The organism is Amycolatopsis lurida (assembly GCF_900105055.1).
Taxonomy (GTDB): Bacteria; Actinomycetota; Actinomycetes; order Mycobacteriales; family Pseudonocardiaceae; genus Amycolatopsis; species Amycolatopsis lurida.
In genome coordinates this window covers 383,941-406,198 of sequence record NZ_FNTA01000002.1, presented here as the reverse complement: position 1 = coordinate 406,198, position 22,258 = coordinate 383,941, and the positions used below count along the sequence as shown (strand labels likewise).

General features: G+C 68.8%; 21 protein-coding genes. 10 read left to right on the top strand and 11 right to left on the bottom strand.

The window, feature by feature from the left end:
* The first annotated feature begins 109 nt into the window (after positions 1 to 109).
* Positions 110 to 2,494, top strand: coding sequence for an ATP-binding cassette domain-containing protein (locus BLW75_RS02005; protein ID WP_034307662.1), 2,385 nt, complete (start codon positions 110 to 112; stop codon positions 2,492 to 2,494).
* A gap of 178 nt (positions 2,495 to 2,672) precedes the next feature.
* On the opposite strand, the gene ligD is transcribed toward BLW75_RS02005, so the two are convergent.
* On the bottom strand, positions 2,673 to 3,623 hold the full coding sequence (gene ligD / locus BLW75_RS02000; RefSeq protein WP_198935683.1) for a non-homologous end-joining DNA ligase: 951 nt from the start codon (positions 3,621 to 3,623) through the stop codon (positions 2,673 to 2,675).
* A 74-nt stretch (positions 3,624 to 3,697) separates the two neighbouring features.
* Between ligD and BLW75_RS01995 the strand changes: the two genes are divergently transcribed.
* On the top strand, positions 3,698 to 4,378 hold the full coding sequence (locus BLW75_RS01995; protein WP_034307664.1) for a TetR/AcrR family transcriptional regulator: 681 nt from the start codon (positions 3,698 to 3,700) through the stop codon (positions 4,376 to 4,378).
* Here the strand turns inward: BLW75_RS01995 and BLW75_RS01990 are convergent.
* Positions 4,317 to 4,652, bottom strand: a complete 336-nt coding sequence (locus tag BLW75_RS01990) for a sporulation protein (RefSeq protein ID WP_034307666.1) — start codon at positions 4,650 to 4,652, stop codon at positions 4,317 to 4,319. The two genes, BLW75_RS01995 and BLW75_RS01990, sit on opposite strands and share 62 nt — an antisense overlap.
* The gene (locus BLW75_RS01985) at positions 4,652 to 5,218 is read right to left on the bottom strand and encodes a TetR/AcrR family transcriptional regulator (RefSeq protein ID WP_034307668.1); all 567 of its coding nucleotides are present in this window, start codon (positions 5,216 to 5,218) and stop codon (positions 4,652 to 4,654) included. Before BLW75_RS01985 ends, BLW75_RS01990 begins: the two co-directional genes overlap by 1 nt.
* 86 nt (positions 5,219 to 5,304) lie before the next feature.
* Between BLW75_RS01985 and BLW75_RS01980 the strand changes: the two genes are divergently transcribed.
* Positions 5,305 to 6,423, top strand: a complete 1,119-nt coding sequence (locus tag BLW75_RS01980) for an agmatine deiminase family protein (RefSeq protein WP_034307671.1) — start codon at positions 5,305 to 5,307, stop codon at positions 6,421 to 6,423.
* Here BLW75_RS01980 and BLW75_RS01975 read toward each other — a convergent pair.
* Entirely contained in the window at positions 6,411 to 7,070 is a 660-nt protein-coding gene (locus BLW75_RS01975) for a GntR family transcriptional regulator (protein ID WP_198935684.1), read from the bottom strand. The two genes, BLW75_RS01980 and BLW75_RS01975, sit on opposite strands and share 13 nt — an antisense overlap.
* A gap of 103 nt (positions 7,071 to 7,173) precedes the next feature.
* Between BLW75_RS01975 and BLW75_RS01970 the strand changes: the two genes are divergently transcribed.
* Positions 7,174 to 7,974, top strand: coding sequence for a carbon-nitrogen hydrolase family protein (locus BLW75_RS01970; RefSeq protein WP_034307677.1), 801 nt, complete (start codon positions 7,174 to 7,176; stop codon positions 7,972 to 7,974).
* 106 nt (positions 7,975 to 8,080) lie between these two features.
* Here the strand turns inward: BLW75_RS01970 and BLW75_RS01965 are convergent, their stop codons facing one another.
* From BLW75_RS01965 to BLW75_RS01955, 3 genes are all read right to left on the bottom strand, one after another.
* Positions 8,081 to 9,406, bottom strand: coding sequence for an alpha/beta hydrolase family protein (locus tag BLW75_RS01965; RefSeq protein WP_091596524.1), 1,326 nt, complete (start codon positions 9,404 to 9,406; stop codon positions 8,081 to 8,083).
* A complete protein-coding gene (locus BLW75_RS01960) occupies positions 9,403 to 11,724 on the bottom strand; it encodes a penicillin acylase family protein (protein ID WP_034307680.1) in 2,322 nt (773 codons plus the stop codon). Before BLW75_RS01960 ends, BLW75_RS01965 begins: the two co-directional genes overlap by 4 nt.
* A 97-nt stretch (positions 11,725 to 11,821) precedes the next feature.
* Positions 11,822 to 12,400, bottom strand: a complete 579-nt coding sequence (locus BLW75_RS01955; protein ID WP_034307682.1) for an ArsR/SmtB family transcription factor — start codon at positions 12,398 to 12,400, stop codon at positions 11,822 to 11,824.
* A gap of 250 nt (positions 12,401 to 12,650) precedes the next feature.
* Between BLW75_RS01955 and BLW75_RS01950 the strand changes: the two genes are divergently transcribed.
* Both BLW75_RS01950 and BLW75_RS01945 read left to right on the top strand, forming a co-directional pair.
* Positions 12,651 to 13,844 (top strand): lytic transglycosylase domain-containing protein, encoded by a 1,194-nt coding sequence (locus tag BLW75_RS01950; protein ID WP_034307684.1) that lies wholly within the window; start codon positions 12,651 to 12,653, stop codon positions 13,842 to 13,844.
* A gap of 128 nt (positions 13,845 to 13,972) precedes the next feature.
* Positions 13,973 to 14,401, top strand: coding sequence for a pyridoxamine 5'-phosphate oxidase family protein (locus BLW75_RS01945; protein WP_034307686.1), 429 nt, complete (start codon positions 13,973 to 13,975; stop codon positions 14,399 to 14,401).
* A 44-nt stretch (positions 14,402 to 14,445) separates the two neighbouring features.
* On the opposite strand, the gene gcl is transcribed toward BLW75_RS01945, so the two are convergent.
* Genes gcl through BLW75_RS01930 form a run of 3 tightly spaced genes read right to left on the bottom strand, consistent with a single transcriptional unit; the run spans position 14,446 to position 17,852 of the window.
* Positions 14,446 to 16,140, bottom strand: a complete 1,695-nt coding sequence (gene gcl, locus BLW75_RS01940; protein ID WP_091596520.1) for a glyoxylate carboligase — start codon at positions 16,138 to 16,140, stop codon at positions 14,446 to 14,448.
* 3 nt (positions 16,141 to 16,143) lie between these two features.
* Positions 16,144 to 17,028 carry a 2-hydroxy-3-oxopropionate reductase gene (locus BLW75_RS01935; protein ID WP_034307692.1) on the bottom strand — a complete coding sequence of 295 codons (885 nt, stop codon included), beginning with the start codon at positions 17,026 to 17,028 and terminating at the stop codon, positions 16,144 to 16,146.
* Complete coding sequence (locus BLW75_RS01930) at positions 17,025 to 17,852, bottom strand: hydroxypyruvate isomerase family protein (RefSeq protein ID WP_034308031.1); 828 nt, start codon at positions 17,850 to 17,852, stop codon at positions 17,025 to 17,027. Before BLW75_RS01930 ends, BLW75_RS01935 begins: the two co-directional genes overlap by 4 nt.
* Positions 17,853 to 17,986: 134 nt before the next feature.
* Between BLW75_RS01930 and BLW75_RS01925 the strand changes: the two genes are divergently transcribed.
* Positions 17,987 to 19,141: an epoxide hydrolase family protein gene (locus BLW75_RS01925; protein ID WP_034307695.1), complete on the top strand. Its 1,155-nt coding sequence runs from the start codon at positions 17,987 to 17,989 to the stop codon at positions 19,139 to 19,141.
* Positions 19,142 to 19,186: 45 nt separating this feature from the next.
* A complete protein-coding gene (locus BLW75_RS01920) occupies positions 19,187 to 20,002 on the top strand; it encodes a MerR family transcriptional regulator (protein WP_034307697.1) in 816 nt (271 codons plus the stop codon).
* Positions 20,003 to 20,211: 209 nt separating this feature from the next.
* Here BLW75_RS01920 and BLW75_RS01915 read toward each other — a convergent pair whose 3' ends face one another.
* The gene (locus BLW75_RS01915) at positions 20,212 to 20,997 is read right to left on the bottom strand and encodes an alpha/beta fold hydrolase (RefSeq protein WP_034307699.1); all 786 of its coding nucleotides are present in this window, start codon (positions 20,995 to 20,997) and stop codon (positions 20,212 to 20,214) included.
* A 51-nt stretch (positions 20,998 to 21,048) separates the two neighbouring features.
* Here BLW75_RS01915 and BLW75_RS01910 point away from each other — a divergent pair, with 51 nt between their 5' ends.
* Positions 21,049 to 21,615, top strand: coding sequence for a GNAT family N-acetyltransferase (locus BLW75_RS01910; protein ID WP_034307702.1), 567 nt, complete (start codon positions 21,049 to 21,051; stop codon positions 21,613 to 21,615).
* Positions 21,612 to 22,238 carry a LysE family translocator gene (locus BLW75_RS01905; protein ID WP_034307705.1) on the top strand — a complete coding sequence of 209 codons (627 nt, stop codon included), beginning with the start codon at positions 21,612 to 21,614 and terminating at the stop codon, positions 22,236 to 22,238. The genes BLW75_RS01910 and BLW75_RS01905 overlap by 4 nt, the downstream gene beginning before the upstream one ends.
* The last annotated feature ends 20 nt before the right edge of the window (positions 22,239 to 22,258 follow it).

The window sequence follows — 22,258 nt, the reverse complement described above, 5'->3', positions numbered from 1 at the left end:
CACTCACCTAGCGTGACCATCGACGAGGACGAACGGCTCGAACCTGGTTAGATCGAGCCCGGTGAGGCTGACGGACAGTGCACGCGGCCCCCATGAGGATGGAGAGAAGATGCGCAAGACCACCCGGCCGCAGCCGCCCGAGCAGCACCCCGCCGACAGCCATGACCTGATCCGCGTGCTGGGCGCGAACGAGAACAACCTCAAGAACGTCGCCGTCGAGCTGCCGAAGCGACGGCTGACGGTGTTCACCGGGGTTTCCGGTTCGGGCAAGAGCTCCCTGGTCTTCGACACGATCGCCGCCGAGTCACAGCGGCTGATCAACGAGACGTACAGCACCTTCGTGCAGGGCTTCATGCCGACGCTGGCCCGGCCCGAGGTCGACGTGCTCGACGGCCTGACCACGGCGATCATCGTCGACCAGCAGCGGATGGGCTCCGACCCGCGTTCCACGGTCGGCACCGCCACCGACGCCCACGCCATGCTGCGCATCCTCTTCAGCCGGCTCGGGAAGCCGCATATCGGCTCACCGCAGGCCTTCTCCTTCAACGTCGCGTCGATCTCCGGCGCGGGCGCGGTGACCGTCGAGAAGGGCGGGCGGACCACGAAGGAACGCCGCGAATTCAGCATCACCGGTGGTATGTGCGCCCGCTGCGAAGGCCGGGGGCAGGTCAACGACATCGACCTCACCGCGCTGTATGACGACACCAAGTCCCTCAACGAGCACGCGCTGACGATCCCCGGCTTCTCCATGGACGGCTGGTACGGCCGCATCCTGCGCGGCTGCGGCTTCTTCGACCCCGACAAGCCGATCAAGAAGTACACCAAGCGGCAGATGGACGATCTGCTCTACAAGGAGCCGGTCAAGCTCAAGATCGAGGGCATCAACCTGACCTACTCGGGTTTGATCCCCACGATCCAGAAGTCGTTCCTGTCCAAGGACCGCGAGGCGATGCAGCCGCATATCCGCGCGTTCGTCGACCGCGCGGTCACCTTCGCCACCTGCCCCGAATGCGACGGCAGCAGGCTCAGTGAGCTCGCGCGATCGTCGAAGATCAAGCGGATCAACATCGCCGACGCCTGCAAAATGCAGATCAGCGACCTCGCCGACTGGGTCCGCGGGCTCAAGGAGCCGTCGGTCGCGCCGCTGCTGGAGAAGCTTCAGCACACTCTCGACTCCTTCGTCGACATCGGGCTCGGCTACCTCTCCCTCGACCGGCCGTCCGGCACGCTTTCGGGCGGCGAGGCGCAGCGCACGAAGATGATCCGCCACCTGGGCTCCTCGCTCACCGACGTCACCTACGTCTTCGACGAGCCCACCATCGGGCTGCACCCGCACGACATCCAGCGGATGAACAACCTGCTCCAGCAGTTGCGCGACAAGGGCAACACGGTGCTAGTCGTCGAGCACAAGCCGGAGACCATCGCCATCGCCGACCACGTCGTCGACCTCGGGCCCGGGGCGGGTACCGCGGGCGGGACGATCTGCTTCGAGGGCACCGTCGAAGGCCTGCGTGCCAGCGACACCATCACCGGCAGGCACCTCGACGACCGGGCGTCGCTCAAGGACAGCGTCCGCAAGCCGACCGGCAAACTGGAGATCCGCGGCGCGGACCGCCACAACCTCCGGAACGTGGACGTCGACGTCCCGCTCGGCGTCCTCTGCGTGGTCACCGGCGTCGCGGGTTCCGGCAAGAGTTCGCTGATCCACGGCTCGATCCCCGCCGCCGAAAGCGTGGTCTCGGTCGACCAGACCCCCATCCGCGGCTCGCGACGGAGCAACCCGGCCACCTACACCGGCCTGCTCGAACCGATCCGCAAGGCCTTCGCCAAGGCCAACGGGGTGAAGCCGGCGCTGTTCAGCGCCAACTCCGAGGGCGCCTGCCCGAACTGCAACGGCGCGGGCGTCATCTACACCGACCTCGGCATCATGGCGGGCACCGCGACCACGTGCGAGGAATGCGACGGCAAGCGGTTCCAGGCGTCGGTGCTGGAGTACACCTTCGGCGGCAAGAACATCAGCGAAGCGCTCGAAATGCCGGTGTCCGAGGCCGTGAAGTTCTTCGGTGAGGGCGACGGGCGCATCCCGGCCGCACACGCCATCCTCAGCAGGCTCGACGATGTCGGGCTCGGCTACCTCAGCCTCGGCCAGCCGCTCACCACGCTTTCCGGCGGTGAACGGCAGCGGCTGAAGCTCGCGACGCACATGGGCGACAAGGGCGGCGTCTACGTCCTCGACGAGCCGACCACCGGTCTGCACCTCGCCGACGTCGAGAATCTGCTCGGCCTGCTGGACCGGCTCGTCGACGCGGGCAAGTCCGTGATCGTGATCGAGCACCACCAGGCGGTCATGGCGCACGCCGACTGGATCATCGACCTGGGCCCGGGCGCCGGCCACGACGGCGGCAAGATCGTCTTCGAAGGCACCCCTTCCGACCTCGTCGCGAGCGCTTCGACGCTCACCGGCGAACACCTGGCGGCCTACGTGGGCAAGTGACTCCAGGCGACGCGCATTTAGTCGTCTAAATGCGGTAGGGGCGCGGGTTCGCGCGCGGCGCGAAAGCCGAAGCCGGCACCGAGGTGAGAGGGCGGGCTCCACGGGTGGCAGCGACAGGGCACGTTGCGAAAGCCACTTTCGCAACCTTCAACGTTGTGAAAGTGGCTTTCACAACCCCTCACTCGGCCCCAGCCTCCCCGTCGGCGTCGAGGCCTTCGCGGTCCGCCCACTCCAGCAGGGTGTCGAGCGAGTACGCCGTGTCGTCGATGCCCGCGTGCAGGTCGCCGAGTTCGGCGAAGCGCGCGGGCACGGTGGCGATGGTGAACTCACGCGGTTCGACGTCGTCGATCTCGTCCCACCGGATCGGGGTCGAGACGACGGCTTCGGGCACACCGCGAACCGAGTACGCGCTCGCGATGGTGTGGTCGCGCGCGTTCTGGTTGTAGTCCACGAACAGCTTCGAAGGGGCGCGGTCCTTGCGCCACCAGGTGGTGGTGACCTCGCCGGGCATCCGGCGCTCGACCTCGTGCGCGAAGGCGAGCGCCGCCCGGCGGACCTCCTGGAAACCCCAGCGTGCCTCGATCCGGACGTAGACGTGCAGGCCGTGCCCGCCGGAGGTCTTCGGCCAGCCGGTGATCCCGAGTTCGTCCAGGATCTCGCGGACCGTGTGGGCTACCTTCCGCACGGTGGAGAACGGGCAGTCGGGCATCGGGTCGAGGTCGATCCGCCATTCGTCGGGGCGTTCGGTGTCGGCGCGGCGGGAGTTCCACGGGTGGAACTCGACGGTCGACATCTGCACCGCCCAGATCACGTCCGCGGGATGGGTGACGCACAGTTCGTAGGCGTGCCTGCCGGAGGGGAAGTCGACGCGGACGGTCTGCAACCAGTCGGGAGCGCCGTTCGGCACCCGCTTCTGATGGACCTTCTCCCCCGAAACCCCGGACGGGAACCGGTGCAGCATGCACGGCCGTTCCCGCAGCGCACGCACGATCCCGTCGCCGACGGCGAGGTAGTACTGGACCAGGTCGAGTTTGGTCTCGCCCCGTGCCGGGAAGTAGACGCGATCCGGGTTCGAGACGCGCACCGTCCGGTCGCCGACCTCGATCTCCACCGCCGAGCTTTTCGCCATACAGGGAAACTAACCCGAAAGCCGCCGGTCCGCGTCCGCTCGATGGTCATCCTCGCTCTGCCAGGATGACCGGCATGGCACCACGGACACGCGCGGAGGCCCTGTCACGCGAGCGCATCGTCGAGGCCGCCGTCGAACTGCTCGACGCGGCGGGCGAGCGCGGGCTGACCTTCAAGACGCTGACCGAACGCCTCTCCACCGGCCCCGGCGCGATCTACTGGCATGTGCCGAACAAGGGCGCGCTACTGGACGCCGCGACCGCGTCCGTCATCGCCACCGCGCTGAGCGTCGAGGCCGGCGGCTCACCCGAGGACGAGATCCGGGCCATCGGACTCGGTCTGTTCGAAGCGATCGAGCGACACCCGTGGCTTTCCCCGCAGCTCGCCCTCCAGCTTTCCCGTAGCCCTCGGGGCTCGGTGACCCCGCGCATCTTCGAAGGCATCGGACAGCGGGTCAGCGCGCTGGGCATCCCCGAAACCACCTGGTTCACGGCGACTTCGGCGCTGGTGCACTACATCTTCGGCGCCGCGGGCCAGAACGCGGCGAATTCCCGGGTGGTCGGCGCCGGGGTGGACCGCACCGAATTCCTCCACGCGGCGGCGAACGCCTGGGAAGAACTCGATCCCGGCGAGTTCCCCTTTCTCCGGGCCGTCGCCGCCGAGGCCCGCGAGCACGACGACCGGGCGCAGTTCCTCACCGGGATCGCTCTGATCCTCGCCGGGATGACCGGTGCCGGTGGATCGCGGCGACCATGACCGCGAACACCGCGCCGAGGAAGGTCAAGTCCACGGCCGGGACCCAGCGCACCTCGCCGCCTTTGAGGACGTACGCGCCGACAGGCCGCGCGGCGAGGATGAAACCGCCACCCTCGCCTTCCTTGTCCTGCTCCGCGCCGTGCCCGCCACCTCCGCCGCCGATCACGCTCGCGGCCGGGATGACCACGACGCCGTCCTTCTCGACGGGTTCGCCATAGACGCGCCGGACGGTGAGGTTGTCACGCATGACGCCGACGACCTTTTCGAGTCCCATCAGGCCCCCAGCCTGTCCAGTTCCAGCGCGATCGCGTCCCGCAGGAGGCCCCGCGCCCTCTCCAGCTCCATCGAACCAGAAAGCCACCGCTCGCTGAGTCCTTCGACGAGGCTGGTGAGCCGCTCCGCGGCGTCTTCGGCCTCGGCCCCGACACCGTCGACGCGCCGGATCACCTCGGCGACCTCGTGCACCCAGATCCGCGTCGACTCGGCCAGCGGTTCGCGTAGTTCCGCGGTGAAGACGGCACTGGCCCGCAGTTCGCCCCAGGCGGTGCTGTTCTCCCGCACGGCCTGGGTGTCCTGAAGTTCCCCGAACAGCAGGAGTTCCAGCTCGGCACGGGGATCCGCCGCCTCGGCCGCGGCTTCCCCGGTGTACGCCGCGGCGCGATCACTGACGAACTCCAGCGTCTTCCGGAGCAGCCCGGCGCGGTTGGTGAAGTGGTAGTAGATCAGCGAAGTCGAGATCCCGGCCTCGGCCGCGATCTTCTCCACCCGCAGGCCCCGCACCCCGCTGCGCGCGATCACCCGCACGGCCGCTTCCAAGATCTTCTGCTGACGTTCGAACACAGGTGCTCACCCTAGCCGTCTACTCCTGACTGAATTTTCAGTCAGGATGCTATCGTGGCTCCACAGGTCCGACCAAGGAGTACGCAGTGTTCGATTCGTCCCTTCCTCGCCGCACGGTCCTGCGCGCGGCGACAGCGGTCGGCGCCGCCGCCGTCGGGAGCGCGGGATGCTCACCCGTACCCGCTGCCGCGGCGGCTCGCAGGCTGGGCGCCGAATGGGAAAGTCACGCCCGCACCTATCTGTCCTGGCCCGCGTCGAAGTCCATCTGGGCGGAGGATCTGCCCGCCGTCCGCGAGGAGATCGCGAGTCTGGCCAAGGCGATCGCCGACTTCGAACCGGTGGTGCTCCTCGCCCGGCCCGAGCAGGCCGACGCCGCCCAGCAGGCTTGCGGGGACACCGTCGAGGTCGTCCCGATCCCGGTCGACGACCTTTGGGCGCGCGACACCGTTCCGGTGTTCGCCGAAGAGGCGGGCAAGGTCGCGGGCGTCGACTTCAACTTCAGCGGCTGGGGCGGGAAACAGAACCCGCACGACAAGGACAACGCCGTCGCGAGGTCGGTACTGAGCGAGTACGGCCTGGCCCGCACCGAAACCTGGATCACCGCCGAGGGCGGCTCGTTCGAGACGGACGGCGCGGGCACCCTGATGGTCACCGAAAGCTCACTTGTCAACGACAACCGCAACAAGGGCAGAAGCCGCCAGGAGATCGAAGACGAATTGAAGAAGGTGCTCGGCGTCCGGAAGGTCATCTGGTTCGCGGGCGTCCGCGGCGAGGACATCACCGACGGCCATGTCGACTGCCTGGCCCGGTTCACCGCGCCCGGCGTCGTACTCCTGGACAAGGCCGCGCCCGGAACTCCGGCCGATTCCTGGTCTCGTGCGGCCGATCAGGCGAGGTCGGTGCTCGCGAACTCCGCCGGCGCCGATGGCAAACCCTTCGAGGTGATCGACCTCGTCCAGCCGGATCCGGACAAGGTCGACGGCTACGGCGAGGACAGCGTGATCTCGTACGCCAACTTCTACGTCGCGAACAAGTCGGTCTTCGTGCCGAAGTTCGGTGACGCGACGGCGGACGAGCGCGCCCAGCGGATCCTGGGGGAACAGTTCCCCGGCCGCGAGATCGTGCCAGTGGAGATCTCGGCCATCGCCGCGGGAGGAGGCGGGATCCACTGCTCGACGCGCGACCAGCCGGGTCAGCCTTCCTGAGGCAACACCGACATCACTTCGGACACCGGGCGCAGATGCTCCTCCAGCAACCGCGACGCCTCTTTCGCGTCGTGGTCGTTCAGGGCCGCGACCAGCGCCCGGTGTTCCGCGTTGATCACCGTCAGCCGCTCCGGGCGGGCTTCCAGCGCGCGGACCGTGACCCGCTGCTGCCGTGAACGGAGCGTGTCGTACAGCTCGGTCAGGACGGTGTTGCCCGCGGCGTTCACGATGGCGCGGTGGAACCGGCGGTCGAACCCGGATACGGCGAACCAGTCGCGTTCGGCGCCGGAAGTCACCATCGCTTCGATGAGTTCCGGTAGTTCGGCGGGAGCGCCCGCCCGGTTCGCGCAGAGCGTGGCGATGGCGTGCCCTTCGATCAGCCGCCTGCTCTGGTAGACCTCTTCCAGTTCCCTGGAGGTCACCGTGCGCACCTGGGCGCCCTTGCGGGGCAGGAGGCTGATGAACCGCTCGGCGGCCAGGCGGTGGAACGCCTCGCGCACCGGGGTCCTCGAGACGCCGACGACACCGGAAACCCACATCTCGTCGAGGAAGCGGCCGCCTTCCAGCTCGCCCGAGATGATTCCGTCGCGCAGCCACGTGTAGACCCGCTCGCGCGCCGGGCCGCCCCCTTCGGCGGTCACAGTCATCTCTTTCCCCCTCTATTCCGTCACTTTCCGCGACAGAGCCTACACCTGGACCTGCCAAGTATCCATCATGTATACAAGAGTTCCACTGATTGGAAGGGGTTCCATGGTGCACGTCGCGGTGGCGCAGTTCGCGCCCGGCAACGACAAAGAGGCCAACCTCGCCCGAGTCGCCTCCCTCGTCGGCGAAGCGGCCGACCGCGGTGCGCGGGTGGTCGCCCTGCCCGAGTACTCGCTGTTCACCGTACCGACGATGAGCCGGGAATTCGTGACCTCGGCCGAAGAACTCGACGGGCCGTTCGTCACCGAACTGCGCGGCCTCGCGAAGGACCGGCAGATCACCGTCGTCGCGGGCATCAACGAAGCGCTCCCCGGCGGCGAGCGGATCTCGAACACGCTGGTCGCGGCCGGCCCCGACGGCGCGATCGCCGCGCTCTATCGCAAGCTGCACTTGTACGACGCCTTCGGTTTCCGCGAATCGGAACTGGTCCGGCCCGGCGACATCGAAGCCCCGGAGACGTTCGAGGTCGACGGGATCACCTTCGGTCTCCAGACCTGCTACGACCTGCGGTTCCCGGAAGTCACCCGTCGCCTGGTCGACGCGGGCGCGGACGCGGTGCTGCTGCCCGCGGAGTGGATGCCCGGTCCGCTCAAGGAGGACCACTGGACCACCCTGGTCCGCGCCAGGGCCATCGAGAACACGATCTACCTCGTCGCGGCCGGGCAGGCCGCGCCGGCGGGTTCGGGGCACAGCATGATCGTCGACCCGATGGGCGTCGTCGTCGCCTCGCTCGGCGAGCGCACGGGCACCGCGACCGGCGAGGTCTCCGCCGAGCGGATCTCCGAGGTGCGCGCCAAGAACCCGGCGCTGCAGCTGCGCCGGTTCGCCGTCACCCCGAAGTCCTGAGTATCTTCTGACCCGGAGGTCCGTTCGTGAAGACACGCCCTCGGGCGTGGTGACGCGGCTTCCGCTCGCCTGGGTGCCGGGTGGCCGCCCGGCACCCAGGCTCATTTCACGGCAGCAGCAGTCCCCAGTGGACGGCCCACGGGACGAACAGCACGGTCCCGGCCAGCAGCAGGCCGACCCGTACTCCCCCGCGTTCCTTCTTCCGCCACCACGAAACCGCGGTCACCGCGCCGGCGACGACAACTCCGACCGCGATCAGCTGCAACGCGAGCCACGGCAACGTCCGTCCGAAAAGGACCGGACCCGGCGCCATCGCCGCCCCCGTCGTCAGCACGACGTAGTAGACGAGAAATCCCACCGTGCCGAGCAGGCCGGCCGCCGCCAGCCAGCGTGCGGGCCTGGCGAGCGGAACCTCCTTGCGACGGCGGAACAACGCCGTCACCGGGTAGGCCGCGAACGCCAGCAACGCCAACGCCCAGACCCCGATCTGCACCCAAGGCGCCTCGTACCAGGCGAGCGGTGCCAGCGCGGCGCTTTGGCTCGCCTGGACCGGTGGCGGGTCGGCCGACGGCCCTCCTTTCGCTCCGTTCACCCAGTTCGCGACGAGATCGAGGTAGCCGGGAGCGAACCCGTCGAGCTTGTCGAAACCATCGGTCGTCCGCCGGAGCCCGTGCTGGGCCTGCGGGAACACCTTCAGCGTGTACTGCCGGTTTCCGCCTCGGTCCAGCGTCTCCCGGAAGATCCGGACGGCCTCGCCTGGTGGGGTGAGCCGATCCAGTTCACCCCACAGACCGAGCACCGGCTGACGCACCTTCTCCAGCACCGGGACCGGGTCGTATCCGGCCTCGGGGAACACGCCCGCCCCCGCGAGGGTGCGCATGTTCGTCGACGACACCATGTCCACCATCGAACCGGTGACCCCGCCGCGGCGCAGGTAGGTCTCGAAGGCCCACGACTGCTGGCGGTCGGGCGAAACCCCGTTGGCTCCGACCGTGACCACGAAGGCGACGTCCTTCGATTTCGACGCGGCCAGCGGCGCAACCCAGCCTCCTTCGCTCAGACCCCACACGCCGACGCGGGCCGGATCCACCCCCGGACGTGACCGCAGCGCCTGGACGGCGGCGAGAGCGTCGTCGGCCAGGACCGAGTAGTCCCGCTCGAACAGCGAATAACCCTCGGTCCGCTTGTCGTAGATCAGGGTCGCGATCCCCGCCTTCGCGAAGGATTCCGCCTCGGCCCGGTAATCGTCCCGGTCGTGTTCGCCGGATCCGTGCACCATGACGATGCCCGGCGCCGGGCCGCCGCCCTCCGGCGCGACCACCGTTCCCCGCAAGGTGACCCCGTGGCTGGTGAACGAGACTTCGCCGTCCGGAGCCGCGGCGGGCAGCGGTGACGAGACCGCCACGACGGCCGCGAGCAACGCGGCGATCATCGCCTGCTCACCCGGACGACCTCCAGCGACGGCGACGCGAGGATGTCCTTCTCGCAGTACCGTTCGGTGACCCACTGCTTGCGCGAGTACAGCTCCGTCTGGTCGCTGTGGTGCGCCGACTTCGGGTTCGCGGACTGCGAGTAGGTCGTCAGCGTCGTCGTGTCCGGACAGCCGGTCCCGTTGAACGCCACGACGTGCAGGTACGTCCCGCCGTGCGTGAACTCGGTGTAGCCACGGGCCGGATCCCACGGCCCGCCCAGCGAGTCGTAGACACCACGTCCGGCGGTTCCGCCGCCCAGCGGGATCTTCCGGCCGTCACGGACGACGTGGTGGTTGTCGCCGTACGGCGCGTCGAGCGGGATCTTCGCCGTTCGCAACTCCGCGACGGCATCGGAAAACGCCTTGCGGATCGCCGCGTTCCCCGTGTCGAGGGTGTTCGGCGTGTGGACCGGATTCTTGACGTCGAACGGGACCTTCCAGATCGACGGTCCCCTGCGATCGACGAGTGCCCAGAACCGGTCGAACAGCAGCGCGCCCCGGCTGTCCGCGTCCGAACGGGCGTCCCAGCCCGCCAGCGCGGCGCACGCGGCCTCCATTCCCGGCATCGTGCGGCACATCGTGACGACGTCGGCCCGGACGAGTTCGGCGGCGTGGTCCCGGTGCGAGAACATCAGGTCCCGCATCGCTTGCCCCGTGAATCCGCCCTTCTTCAGCTGATCGGCGATCTCGACGAAACCGCCCCGCGTCCGCATGTTCTGTTCGTAGCGGACCGGGCCCACGATCCGAGGGAAACCGGTCTTCGGCACCGCGGGATTGGGCAGCCAGTAGCTGTCGTTCGAGTTCGCCACGTAGTCGGTGCGGCTCAGGCTCGGCAGGCTGGACGGCCCGAAGACGCCAGGCCGCAGCGCGTCGCGATCCCGGCCCCACGCGCAGGCCGTCGTGGCGCCGTCGAGCACCGCGACGCCGTCGGCCTCGAACATTTCCTTGCCCAGCGGGGTATTGCAGCGCGCCGCCTTCTCGTCGGTGACGTGCGGGACCCCGTGGATCTGGCTGAACTCCACCCGGCCGCGGTCGTCGGTGGCGAGGATGTTCATCCACGGCAGCCCCTGGGTCTCGCGGACCGCGCCGATCATCTCCCGCGCCGTCCGGCCGCGGGCGATCGCGAACATCGAGTTCGTCATCCCGAGGTTCGTGGCGTTGGCGTCCGCGACGGCGAACGCGGCCGACGCCGTCCACGGCAGTTCCCGCTGCCCGAGCCGGGTCGTCACCGGGCCGTACCGTGTCGTCCACTGTGGACGTACGATCCGCTCCAGAGTGCCGTCGGCCTTGCGCGACAAGACACTTACGTCGTGGCGGCGCATCCGCTCGGGCTTTCCGTCGACCAGGTACGTCGTCGGCGAGCCGGGCACGAGCTTCAGCTCGAACAGCGTGTACGTACGCGTGGTGTCGGTCGCGGTCCCGCTCCAGGCGGCGGTTTCGTTGTGTCCCAGCCACATGAGCGGAATGCCGGGGATACCGGCCCCGCTGACGTCGAGCTTGCCCGGCAGCGTCATCTGCGACTGCCACAGCCTGGTCCCGCTCAGCTGCCACGGCAGGTGCGGGTTGGCCAGTGAGACGCCACGTCCGTTCGCCGACGCGGCCGAGCCGATCGCGATCGCGTTGCTGCCGATCCCGGTCTCCCCGAGCATCTGTTCGGTACCGCCGCCCGCCGGCGGGGCACCCGGCAGTGACGCGGTGATCGAGTCCGCGACACCGCCCTGTCCGAAGATCATGCCGACCGCGTGGGCGTGCCGGTGGACGTCGAGTTCGGTGATCGGCTTCAGCCAGCCGGCGCCCCGGCAGGCCGGATCGGTGACCTCACCGGTGCGCAGGTACTTGTTGACCCCCTCGACGTACCCGCGGATCAGTTCGCGGACCTCCCGGTACGGCCCGCGCGGCGCGGGCGCCGAAAGGAGCCGCTCGATCACCCCGCTTTCGTTCAGGCCTTGGAAGTACAGGTCGCTCGCGAGGTTCGTGCTCGCCTGGCTCACCCCGCTCGTCGGCGGCGCGTCGGGGCCCAGCCAGCGGGAACGCTCGGCCCGCGTCGTGACCGCGACGTCCGCGATCGCGCAGATGTTGTCCTTGGCCGCGGCGAACCCCTGCCCGAAGCCCAGGTTCACCCAGTTGTTCGCGACGATGTGCGGGATACCGTATTCGGTGTAGCGGATGGTGGCGTCCGGCCGGGATGCCCCGTCCGGCGGTTGCGCGGCCGCCGCGGTCCCCGCCGCGAGCAGGCTCGCCGCGGCGCAGACGGCCGCGATTCTCTTCCAGAGCAGCATGCTGCTCCCCCTTGTCCGTGGAGTCGTTCGTGAAGACACGCCGTCCGGCGTGGTGACGCGTTACCGGTGGTCGAGTGGCCGCTCTCCCACCGGTCTTTCACTTCCCTTCCCCCACCTCCCCGTCGGCGTCCGGGAACGCCGTCCAGCGCACGAGCACCTTCCGCGCGTCCGGACCGGGTTCCGGCCGCCAATAGCGGCGCAACAAGTCCAGGTACTCGTCGAAGAACTCCTTGAGCTCTTCAAGGTTCAGATGGACCGAGCCGCGGGAGAACACCAGCGCGTCACCCCATTCGCCCAGCTCACCGCGCCGCTCGAGGAAACGCGCCAACTGTTCGAGGTCCTCGGTGAACGCGGCGCGCTGGGCCTCGTCGAACACGGCGCGCATCTCGTCGTTCTGCTCGCTGTGCCGGGGCCAGCGGATGTCGCGCGGCCGGGCCCGCCACCAGCGCTCCTTGCCGTGGGCGAGTTCCGGCGCCTCGTCGACGAAGTCGTACTTCGCCAGTTCCCGCAGGTGGTAGCTGGTCGCACCCGAACTCTCCCCCAGTTCCTTGGCCAGCTTCGTCGCCGTCGCGGGTCCGCGGCCCAGCGCCTCCATGATCCGGCGGCGCAGCGGGTGCATCACCGCCTTCAGCACGGCGGCGTCGGCGATCTCTTCGGGTGGAGGCGGACCGGTCATGACACCAAGCTAGCCGTGCAAAGGAGATTGTGCAAAGGTATCTTTGCACGCGGTTCAGACCACCCCCGCGGAGCGGTCGAGGATTCTGCTGACGTTTCGGTGAACTCAGCGTGAAATTGACAACTTCACTACGAAGGTCTTGTGCCGGGCGGACGAAAACTCGACAGGTTCGCGGGTTTTTCGTTGCGTCGTCCCCCAAATTCGGTTGTATCGGATAGTTTTGCCCGGAGTCGACCTAGCGGGAGAGAACATGCCGAAGCACCGCCCTCGACAGACGGACAAGTTGTCCGCCCGGCACCGGACGGCCTTCGCGCTCGCCGGTGGCGCACTCGCCGTCCTGCCCGCGGTGACCGCGTCGGCGGGCCCGGACGCCCCGGTCGCCGCGCCGAAACCGGCCGCACCGCAGAACCAGGCCGCGGCCTGGCAACCGCCTGCGGGAACGGTCCCGGAGATCGCCGTCGACGGCAGCCTCCCCCAGCCGCCCACGCCGGACCCGCTGACCGTCCCCGGTCACAGCGGCAACGTCGGCGGCGCGTTCGCGCCGTCGGGCGCGCTCGGCATCCCCGCCAGCATGATGAAGGCCTACAAGAACGCGGCCGACATCCTCGCGAAGGAACTGCCCGGCTGCCACATCGACTGGGCGCTCATCGCCAGCATCGGCCGCATCGAGTCCAACCACGCGCGCGGCGGCTACGTCGACGCGAAGGGCAACACGCTCGAACCGATCCTCGGCCCGCAGCTCAACGGCGCCGGGCCGTTCGCCGCGATCTCCGATACCGACGGCGGCAAGTACGACGGCGATACGGTCTGGGATCGCGCCGTCGGCCCGACGCAGTTCATCCCGTCGACGTGGAAGGGCTACGCCTCCGACGGCAATGGCGACGGCGAGTCGAACCCGAACAACATCTACGACGCGACGCTGGCCTCGGGCCGGTACCTCTGCTCTGGAGGCGTCGACCTGACGTCGGAGCAGACCCAGCGCGTTGCCGTGTACCGCTACAACCACTCACTGTCCTATGTGGACACGGTGATCCGATGGGCGGTCGCCTACCGTGGCGGCGTCGCGACCACGCCGGACAGCCAGGTGCCCGTCGGCGCTCCCGACTCCCCGGACGTCGCCGCGGGTACGCCCGGCGGCGAAGTGCCGGTGCCGACCCTGCCCGGCGCTCCCCCGCCCGGCACGACCACGCCGCCGCCGACCTCGCAGCCCGGCACGTCGCTCCCGCCGAGCAGCACCACACCGCCGAGCAGCACGTCGCCCTCGAAGCCGACCAGCACCCCGCCTTCGTCGACGCCTCCCTCGTCGACGCCGCCTTCGAGCACGCCTCCGTCCTCGACGACGCCCCCTCCATCCAGCACGTCTTCCGCGCCGCCGGCCTCGACCCCGGCCGAGAACACCGGTGAGACGAGCCCGACCAGCACGACCGCTTCCCCGACCCCGTAACGCCTCGTGAGTGGTAAGGACGGTTCTAACCGTCCTTACCACTCACGAGGCCGAGCGCCCGGAATGTCCCGAAGACCGGCCGCGTTATCGCTTCTCGTAGCTCACCAACCGAGAGAAGCGAGACACGGATGTCGTCTTTCGTCATGACCGCCGAAGAACGGGAAGCCTTCCTGAGCGAGGTCCACATCGGGGTCTTGGCCGTGGAGCGGGAAGGCCGGGCCCCGCTGGCCGTGCCGGTCTGGTACGACTACGAGCCCGGTGGCGAGCTGCTGATCTGGATGGATCGCGGCTCGGTCAAGGACAAGGCGATCAAGAAGGCCGGCAGGCTCAGCCTGGTCGCGCAGACGGAGACCTTCCCCTACAAGTACGTGACGGCCGAGGGTCCGGTCGTCGCCAACGACGCGCCGCCGACCAGGGAGCAGGCGCTGAAGATCGCGCAGCGCTACCTGCCCGGCGACGAGGGCACGAAGTACGTCGACGGCGCGCTCAGCGACAACTCCGTGCTGGTCCGCGTCCGGCCGGAGAAGTGGCTGAGCAACGACCAGAGCAAGGCCTGACCGGATGACGGTGTCCCGGCGGTCGGGCCGCCGGGACACCGTCGTCAGCCCGCGATCGGTTCGAACTCGACGACGCTGTCGAGTGCCTTGCCCATCGCGGCGTTCCCTTCGCGTTCGATCATGATCTCCACCAGCACCGGCCGCGACGTCCGCTCGGCCTCCTTGCGCGCCCACTCCAGCGACGTCCGGATCTCACCCGGCTCGGTGACGCGGGTGCCGGAGCAGCCGTAGGCCTCCATGACCTTCACGTTGTCCGTGCCGATCTTGTCGTAGTGGATGTCGACCTCGAAGTTCATCTCGTAGCCGGTCTCGGCCTGCCGGATGAGCCCGAGGTATTCGTTGTTCAGCATGATCAGCACGAACCCGACGTCGTACTGCGCGGCGACCGCCAGCTCCTCGACCAGGAACTGGAACGAGTAGTCCCCGACGACGCCGACGACCTCGGCGTCCGGTTTCGCCTTCTTGACCCCGATCGCCGCCGGGATCTCCCAGCCGAGGGGTCCGGCCTGGCCGCACACCTGATAGTGCCGCGGCTTGTGCGCGCGCTGGAACTGCCCGGACCAGATCTGGTAGAGCCCGATCGCGGTGACGAAGTAGACGTCCTCGCCGTAGAACTCGTTGATCTCCTTGAAGACCCGGGGTGCCTTGATCGGCGTGTCCTCGAAGTCCTCGCGGCGCGGCAGGCTCTCCTTGAGCTCGCCGATCCGCCGCGGCCACGCGCGATCCCGCGCCGGGGCACGCTTCGAGGCCGCCTCGATCAGCGCGTCCAGGAAGGCGCCCGTGTCCGACACGATGCCGAGGTCCGGACCGAAGACCTTCCCCAGTTGCGTCGGCTCGATGTCGACGTGGATGAACTTCCGGTTCCCGCGGTAGACGTCGAGGTCACCGGTGTGCCGGTCGCCGAACCGCGCGCCCAGCGCCAGCACCAGATCCGCTTCGAGAAAGGCCGCGTTCGCCCAGCGCTGCGAGGTCTGGATACCCGCCATGCCGGCGAACAGTTCGTGGTCCTCGGGGAAGGTCCCCTTGCCCATCAACGTCACGCCGACCGGGACGCCGAGCAGTTCGGCCGCGGTGCGCAGCCGGTCGCTCGCGTCGCCGAGCACCACGCCGCCACCGGCGAGGATCAGCGGCCGTTCGGCGGCCAGCAGCAGGTCCAGCGCTCGTTCGACCCTGGCCGGTGACGGCGTCGCCCTGGTGACCGGCAGCGGCGAGTCGATGCTGGAGTCCCACTCGATCTCCTGCCGCTGGACGTCGATCGGCAGGTCGATCAGCACCGGCCCCGGACGGCCGGACCGCGCGATCCGGAACGCCTCCCGGAACACCCACGGCAGCTGGGCCGCCTCCTTGACCTGCACGGCCCATTTCGTCACCGGCTTGGCGATCTCGACGATGTCGACGGCCTGGAACGCCTCGGTGTGCAGCTTCCGCGAGTCGGCCTGCCCGGTGATGCACAGGATCGGGATCGAGTCCGCCTGCGCGGTGTAGAGGCCGGTGATCATGTTCGTCCCGGCGGGCCCGGAGGTGCCGATCGCGACGCCGACGTTGCCGGTGGTCCTCGCCCAGCCGTCGGCCATATGGGTTGCGCCCTCTTCATGGCGCACGATCAGATGCTCGATGCCGCTGTCCTGCATCGCGTGATACAGCGGGAGGATCGCGGCACCGGGGCAGCCGAACGCGGTGTCGACGCCCTCACTGACCAGGACGTCGACGACGGCCTGCATGGCGGGGATTCTGGGCATTCCTCACTCCTTTCCGGCGCCGGACAGCGTTTCGACGACCTTCAGCAGCGCCGAGTGATCGAGCGAGCCGTGGCCCATCGCCCGTCCGGCGGCGACGAGCTGGGCGACCAGCCCGGTGAGCGGCAGCGCGACCTCGGCCTGCCTGGCGGCGGCGAGCGCGATACCCATGTCCTTGTGGTGCAGGTCGATCCGGAAGCCCGGCGCGAATTCCCGCGCCACCATGGACTTCCGCTTCAGTTCGAGGATCCGGCTGCCCGCGAGGCCGCCCGCGAGAACGTCCAGCCCGACCCCGGCGTCCACGCCGGAGGCTTCGAGCAGCACGATGGCCTCGGCGATCAGCGCATAGGTTCCGCCGACCACCAGCTGGTTCGCGGCCTTGACGACCTGGCCGGCACCGTGCGGCCCGACGTGGACGATCGTCTTGCCGACCGACTCCAGGATCGGGAGCGCCGCGGCGAAGTCTTCGGCATCGCCACCGGCCATAATGGACAGTGAAGCCTGCTCGGCCCCGGCCTGTCCACCGGAAACGGGAGCGTCCAGCACCCGGATCTCCCGTTCGGCCGCTCGCTCGGCCACCTCGATGGAGGTCTCCGGCCGGATGGTGCTCATGTCGATCAGCAGAGTGCCCGGTTTCGCCGACTCCAGCACCCCGCCTCCCGCGAGCACGACGGCCTCGACCTGCGGGTGGTTCGGCAGCATGGTGATGACGACCTCCGCGTCCGCCACGGCGTCCGTCACCCCGTTCGCGGCCCGGCCGCCCGCGGCTTCCAGCCTCGCGAGCGCGTCGGCGTTCGTGTCGAATCCGCTCACCTCGTGGCCGGCCGCGACGAGATGTCCCGCCATCGGCCCGCCCATGATCCCCAGGCCGATGAATCCCAGCTTGGTCATGCCAGTCCCCTTCGTTCGAAAGGCAGCCACGACAGCGATTCCGCGCTCGGCCCGTCGGGTTTGTACTCCACGCCGACCTGTCCGCGGTAGCCCGCCGTCTGCAGCTTTTCCAGGTATCCCTCGATGTCCAGCGTTCCGGTCCCCGGCTGGTGGCGCCCTGGGGCATCGGCGATCTGCACGTGGCCGATCCGTCCGGTGTGGACGGTGGTGACCGTGTCGAGGTCGTCACCGTTGACCGCCAGGTGGTACAGGTCGGCCAGCAGCTTCACGTTGTCCCGCCCGAGTTCGTCGAGCACCTTCAGTACGTCGTCCGCGGTCTTGAGCGGGTACTTCTCCGCCCCCGACAACGGTTCCAGCACGATCTCCGCGCCGATGCGCGCGGCCGCGTCCGACGCGAGCGCCAGATTCGACAGGCCGAGCTTGTCCTGCCCGGCCGGATCGGCGCCGTCGATCCGGTTGCCGTAGAGCGCGTTGAACCGGCGGCAGCCGAGCCGCTCGCCGAGGTCGATCGCCGAGGCGATGCCGCGGGCGAACTCGTCTTCACGACCGGGCCAGGTGACGAGGCCGCGATCGCCACCCGCCATGTCACCGGGGAAGAAGTTCAGCCCGGTCACCGCGACACCCGCCCGCTCGACCGACGCCACGAAGGCGTCGACCTCGGCGTCGTCCGGAACCGGCGCTTCGAACGGCCACCAGTACTCCACCGCGGTGAAGCCCGCGGCGCGCGCCGCTTCCGCACGATCGAGCAGCGGCAACTCGGTGAAGACCAGCGACAGGTTCAGCACGTACGGCAGCGCATGACGCGAACCGGCAAGATCAGCCATCGAAACCTCTGTCATTTCGCTATGCGGAAACTTTCTTTCGTATATCGAGAATAGCCCGCTGACCTGTTCTCGGTCAACGGGCAACGGACCGCCAAACCGGGAATTGTCGGACCCCTTCGTTAGCGTCAGCCGGCATGGACAGCACGCCCTTCCAAGCCCGGATCCCGGAGGCCGATCTCGAAGACCTCCGTGATCGGCTCCGCCGTGCCCGCTGGCCCGAAGACGAGACCGTCGACGACTGGTCGCAGGGCGTACCCGCCGCCTACCTGCGTGAACTGTGCGCCTATTGGGCGGAGACCTACGACTGGCGGGCAGCCGAGTCGCGGCTCAACGCGTTCCCCCAGTTCCGGTCCGAGATCGACGGGCTCGGTATCCACTACCTGCACGTCCGCTCCCCGCATCCTGACGCGCTGCCACTGGTCCTCACCCACGGCTGGCCGGGCTCGGTCTTCGAGTTCCTCGACGTGCTCGGCCCGCTCACCGATCCGGTCGCTCACGGCGGGGACGCGGCGGACGCCTTCCACGTCGTCGTCCCGTCCCTGCCCGGGTACGGCTTCAGCGACAAGCCCACGCGGGCCGGCTGGTCGATCCAGCGCATCGCCGACACGTGGATCCGCCTCATGGAGGACCTGGGATACGAGCGTTATGGCGCCCAAGGCGGCGATTGGGGCACCAGCATCACCACGCTCATGGGCCGGACGGCACCCGAGCGGCTGGCCGGGATCCACCTCAACCCACCGCTGGCGGCGCCGGACCCGGCGACCTTCGATGATTTGACCGAATCCGAGCGGAAATCACTCGCCGACCTCGAAACGGCCAAGGCCGACGGTTCCGGGTATGCGATCCAGCAGGCGACGAGGCCGCAAACGATCGGTTACGCGCTGGCCGACTCGCCGGTCGCGCTGTGCGCGTGGATCGTCGAGAAGTTCCAAGCCTGGACCGATTGCGGCGGCCATCCGGAGAACGCGCTGAGCCGCGACGCGATGCTCGACGACATCACGCTCTACTGGCTGACGGGCACCGGCGCCTCGTCCGCCCGGCTGTACTGGGAGAGTTTCGCCGAGGTGTCGAGCTGGTTCGCCGAATCCACTGTGGACACGATCACCGTGCCGACCGGCTGTTCGATCTTCCCGCGCGAGACCCCGCGCCCGTCCCGCCGCTGGGCGGAGCGCCGCTTCACCGACATCCGGTACTGGAACGAGCTCGATCGGGGCGGCCACTTCGCTGCCTTCGAACAGCCTGAGTTGTTCACCGAGGAGGTGCGGTCGTTCTTCCGGCTCGTGCGCTGACCGCTTGACCGTGACACCGTGTCAGGCTGTGCGCTGGGAGGCGTCATGTTCAGTATCGGAGATTTCGCCAAACACGGCCGGGTGTCGGTCCGCATGCTGCGTCACTACGACGCCATCGGGCTGCTGCGCCCCGCCCACGTCGACCCGTTCAGCGGCTACCGGTCCTACGCCGGCGAGCAGCTGGCGCGGCTCAACCGGGTGATCGTGCTCAAGGATCTCGGGTTCACCCTCACCCAGGTGCAGGAGATCCTCGACGCGGAAATCGGCGCGGACGAACTGCGCGGAATGCTGCGGCTCCGCCGTGCCGAACTCGAAGCGGCCATCGAGGCCGACGAGGCGCGGCTCAAGGCCGTCGAGGCGAGGCTCCGGTCGATCGAAAGCGAGGGAACCATGCCTTCCGAAGACGTCGTGATCAAAAGCCTGCCCGCGGTGCGCGTCGCCGAGCTGACGGGGACGGCGGGCGGTTACGTGAACGACGAGATCGGGCCCGTCGTGCAAGGGCTCTACAAGGAGCTGTTCGGCGCGCTCGGCCCGATCACGCCGTCCGGTCCGCTCATCGCCTACTACGAAGACGACACCGACGGCGAACGAGTGCGGATCCACGCCGCGGTCCCGATCTCGGCCGAAACCGATGGCACGGAAGGATTCTCGACGGTCCGCCTCGCCGAAGTCCCGGCCGCTGCCACGATCCTGCACCGAGGTTCGATGGAGACCGTGCTGCCCAGCTACCAGGCCCTGGCGAAGTGGGTCGACGCCCACGGGTACCGCGCGAGCGGCCCGGCGCGGGAGTTCTACCTCGAGTGCCCGGAGGACGGGGACAAGTGGGTCACCGAGCTGCAGCAGCCGATCACCAAGGCCTGACCGTCATGAGTCGATGAGCGGCGTCGCGAAAGCCACTTTCGGGACACCACACGTCCCGAAAGTGGCTTTCGCGACACGCCTCCGGCAGTACCGGAGGTCGCATCACGTCGGGCCGGTCTGACGTTGCGAAAGCCACTTTCGCAACGTTGAAGGTTGCGAAAGTGGCTTTCGCAACCCGTTCGCCCGCCTCCGTGGCGGGGGAAGTCCCCTCACCCCGAACAATGCAGAGCGGTCAGGAACTCGGTCACGACAGAACGGAACCCGTCCGGCGCCTCCAGCCACGGCACGTGCCCGACGTTCTCGAACCGCACCCGCCTCACCGACGGCAGGGCCTGTTCCAAGGAGTCGACGGCCCACCGGGGCCGGTTGTCGGCCATGCCGTCCACGATCAGCGTCGGCACCCTCAGCGACTCGCAGGCCGAGACGAGTTCCGACTCCGGCACGGTCCGCATCTCCTCGCTGAGCGCCGTGTTCGCTTCGTAGTTGACCGGGAACCAAGGCGTCGCCATCGCTTCGGCGTGGCGCGCGCCGTCGGTCACGAAATCGGCCGTCCACTGCCATATCGCGCGTTCGCGGCCCTCGCCGCGAGGCTGCTCGCCCACCAATCGCTCGAAGTTCCGCTTGAATTCCGCGTGCCATTCGTGACCGAGGCCGACGCCCGAAACGTAAACGAGCGCGCTCACTCGTTCCGGCCACGCGAGCGCGTAGAGAAGGCCGAGATGCGCACCCCACGAATGCCCGAGCACCGGGACACGGTCGATGCCGTGCCACTCGCGGACGGCGTCGACGTCGGCGACCATCCGTTCGAGCGTGTACGGGCCACGCGCTTCCGAACGCCCGGCACCGCGCTGATCCCACCGGATCAACCGGAACCGCGGACCGAGATCGAGGGTGCCGAACATGTCCCACAGACCGGGACCGCCGTGGCAGCACAGGATCGGTTCGTCCCGGCCGGTCGCCGAGGTCCACAGCTCACAACCGTCGTCGGTGATCATCACGTGATTATCCGATGGTCCGGGCGGCGGTCGTTGACTATCTTCCGCGACATGACGACGTACAGGCCGCCGCAGCGAACGGCCACCCTCGCCGACGCGCCCGCCATCGCGGCGCTGATGCGCGCCTCGGTGCTGGAGTTGTTCCCCCGGTTCTACGACGAACGGCAGACCGCGAGCGCGGCGGACCACGTCGCGCGTCTCGACCTGCGGTTGATCGAAGACGGCACCTACTTCGTGCACGAGACGGACGGCGAGATCGTCGCCTGCGGAGGTTGGAGCAGGCGCAACAAGACCCATGCGGGCGCCGGCGACGCGTCGGACGACGACCGTCCGCTCGATCCGGCCACCGAGCCCGCGCGCGTGCGCGCCATGTTCGTCCGCGGCGACTGGACACGCCGTGGGCTCGGGCGCGCGATCCTCGAGTCCTGTCGTCTCGCCGCGAAGGCCGAAGGGTTCACGTCGCTGACACTGACCGCGACCCTGCCCGGTGTCCCGCTGTACCTGTCGTTCGGCTTCACCGAAGTCGAACGGGTGACCGTCACGACGCCCGACGGCGTCGACGTACCGGGCGCCGTCATGGCCAGGGACATCGACGAGCCGGATAGCATCGAACGATGATCTCCGGGCCCACCGCGCTTTCATTCGTCTTGATCTGCCTGCTCGGCGCCATGGCACCGGGCCCGGATTTCCTGATCGTGACCCGCAGCGCGATCCTCGGCGGGCGCAAGGCCGGGATCGCCGCCGGACTCGGCATCGCGCTCGGCGTCTTCGTCTGGGTGGTCGCGATCGCGCTCGGGGTCGCGGCGATCCTCACCGCGTCGGCGATCGCCTTCACCGTGGTGAAACTGATCGGCGCCGGCTACCTGATCTTCCTCGGAGTCAAGGCGTGGCTGGCGGTGCGCCGCGGCGACTACAGCGAACTCAAGGACAGGGTGGCGCCCGTCGTCGCACCCAAGGAGGCGTTCCGGCAGGGGCTGCTCACGAACCTGTTCAATCCGAAGGTCGCGATGTTCTTTCTCGCGCTGATCCCCCAGTTCCTCCCGCATTCGGCCTCGACCGCGCAAACCCTGCAGCTGGCCGTGCTGGCCACCACGGTGGCCGTCGTCTGGACCTTCGTCCTGGCGACGCTGGTCGGTTCGCTGCGAAGGTTCTTCAGCTCCGGCAGGGTGCGGCGGACGATGGACGCGGTGATGGGCACCTTCCTGGTCGGACTCGGCATCCGGGTCGCGGTGCAGAACTGACCCGAAGGCGCCCATCACAC

Excerpts from the sequence above, each read along its gene's own strand:
- BLW75_RS01970 (WP_034307677.1), top strand. The coding sequence starts at position 7,174 with ATGGTGCACGTCGCGGTGGCGCAGTTCGCGCCCGGCAACGACAAAGAG.
- BLW75_RS01990 (WP_034307666.1), bottom strand. The coding sequence starts at position 4,652 with ATGGGACTCGAAAAGGTCGTCGGCGTCATGCGTGACAACCTCACCGTC.
- gcl (WP_091596520.1), bottom strand. The coding sequence starts at position 16,140 with ATGCCCAGAATCCCCGCCATGCAGGCCGTCGTCGACGTCCTGGTCAGT.
- BLW75_RS01995 (WP_034307664.1), top strand. The coding sequence starts at position 3,698 with ATGGCACCACGGACACGCGCGGAGGCCCTGTCACGCGAGCGCATCGTC.
- BLW75_RS02005 (WP_034307662.1), top strand. The coding sequence starts at position 110 with ATGCGCAAGACCACCCGGCCGCAGCCGCCCGAGCAGCACCCCGCCGAC.
- BLW75_RS01960 (WP_034307680.1), bottom strand. The coding sequence starts at position 11,724 with ATGCTGCTCTGGAAGAGAATCGCGGCCGTCTGCGCCGCGGCGAGCCTG.
- BLW75_RS01950 (WP_034307684.1), top strand. The coding sequence starts at position 12,651 with ATGCCGAAGCACCGCCCTCGACAGACGGACAAGTTGTCCGCCCGGCAC.
- BLW75_RS01945 (WP_034307686.1), top strand. The coding sequence starts at position 13,973 with ATGTCGTCTTTCGTCATGACCGCCGAAGAACGGGAAGCCTTCCTGAGC.
- BLW75_RS01905 (WP_034307705.1), top strand. The coding sequence starts at position 21,612 with ATGATCTCCGGGCCCACCGCGCTTTCATTCGTCTTGATCTGCCTGCTC.
- BLW75_RS01915 (WP_034307699.1), bottom strand. The coding sequence starts at position 20,997 with ATGATCACCGACGACGGTTGTGAGCTGTGGACCTCGGCGACCGGCCGG.
- ligD (WP_198935683.1), bottom strand. The coding sequence starts at position 3,623 with ATGGCGAAAAGCTCGGCGGTGGAGATCGAGGTCGGCGACCGGACGGTG.
- BLW75_RS01920 (WP_034307697.1), top strand. The coding sequence starts at position 19,187 with ATGTTCAGTATCGGAGATTTCGCCAAACACGGCCGGGTGTCGGTCCGC.
- BLW75_RS01930 (WP_034308031.1), bottom strand. The coding sequence starts at position 17,852 with ATGGCTGATCTTGCCGGTTCGCGTCATGCGCTGCCGTACGTGCTGAAC.
- BLW75_RS01955 (WP_034307682.1), bottom strand. The coding sequence starts at position 12,400 with ATGACCGGTCCGCCTCCACCCGAAGAGATCGCCGACGCCGCCGTGCTG.
- BLW75_RS01965 (WP_091596524.1), bottom strand. The coding sequence starts at position 9,406 with ATGATCGCCGCGTTGCTCGCGGCCGTCGTGGCGGTCTCGTCACCGCTG.
- BLW75_RS01935 (WP_034307692.1), bottom strand. The coding sequence starts at position 17,028 with ATGACCAAGCTGGGATTCATCGGCCTGGGGATCATGGGCGGGCCGATG.
- BLW75_RS01910 (WP_034307702.1), top strand. The coding sequence starts at position 21,049 with ATGACGACGTACAGGCCGCCGCAGCGAACGGCCACCCTCGCCGACGCG.
- BLW75_RS01925 (WP_034307695.1), top strand. The coding sequence starts at position 17,987 with ATGGACAGCACGCCCTTCCAAGCCCGGATCCCGGAGGCCGATCTCGAA.
- BLW75_RS01975 (WP_198935684.1), bottom strand. The coding sequence starts at position 7,070 with ATGACTGTGACCGCCGAAGGGGGCGGCCCGGCGCGCGAGCGGGTCTAC.